This is a genomic window from Paraburkholderia sp. BCC1886 (assembly GCF_900996245.1).
Lineage (GTDB): Bacteria > Pseudomonadota > Gammaproteobacteria > Burkholderiales > Burkholderiaceae > Paraburkholderia.
Map to the genome: position 1 here is coordinate 1 of NZ_CAAJGK010000075.1, position 1,029 is coordinate 1,029.

1 pseudogene is annotated in these 1,029 nt (G+C 67.2%); it reads right to left on the bottom strand.

Annotation, left to right across the window (positions count from 1 at the left end):
* Positions 1-1,029, bottom strand: a pseudogene (locus FQ746_RS34895) (hypothetical protein); the annotation flags it as partial.

Consider the following 1,029-nt stretch of genomic DNA (forward strand, 5'->3'; position numbering starts at 1 on the left):
CAGCGAACCGATCTGGCCGGTGGACAGCGCGCCGACCTGCGCCGTCGTCAGTGCGCCAACCTGCGTCGTGGTCAACGCGCCAACCTGTGCGGACGTCAATGCGCCGACCTGATCCGTGCTCAGTGCGGCAACCTGTGCCGTGGTCAATGCGCCAACCTGTGCGGTCTTCAACGCGGCGATATCGCCCGTCGACAACACGCCGACCTGAGCCGTACTCAGTGCCGCCACCTGCACGGTCGTCAGTGCATTGACCTGCGTCGTGCTCAGTGCGCCGACCTGCGCCGTGCTCAACGCGCCAACCTGCGCCGTCGTCAGCGCTGCAACCTGCGCAGTCTTCAGCGCGCCGATATCGGCCGTCGACAATGCGCCCAGCTGATCCGTGCTCAGTACCGCGACATCCCTGGCCGACAGCGAACCGACCTGATCGGTCGACAGCGCGCCCACCTGCGCCGTGCTCAGTGCGCCGACCTGGCCGGTCGTCAGCGACCCTACCTGCGCCGTCGTCAATGCGCCGACCTGGTCCGTGCTCAGCGCGCTCACCTGATCCGTCGTCAGCGACGCGATCTGCGATGTTCTCAATGCGGCGATATCCGCCGTCGACAGCGCGCCCAGTTCCGTCGTGCTCAATGCCGCGATGTTCGTGTTCGTCAGCGCCGCTACCTGGCCGGTCGAGAGCCCCGCCACCTGATCCGTCGACAACGACACGACTTGCGCCGTGGTCAACGCGCCGACCTGGGTGGTCGTCAATGCGCCGATCTGCGCCGTGCTCAGTGCGCCCACCTGCGCCGAGGTCAGCGATGCGACCTGCGCGGTCTTCAATGCTGCGATATCGCCCGTGGACAGCGCACCGACCTGGGTCGTGCTGAGCGTCGCAACCTGCGGCGTCGACAGCGCCGCGACCTGAACCGTCGTCAGCGCGCCGACCTGATCGGTCGTCAAGGCCGCGACCTGGGTCGTCGTCAGCGCTGCAACCTGCGCCGTCTTAAGTGCTGCGATATCCGACGTGGACAGCGCGCCCAGTTGATCCGT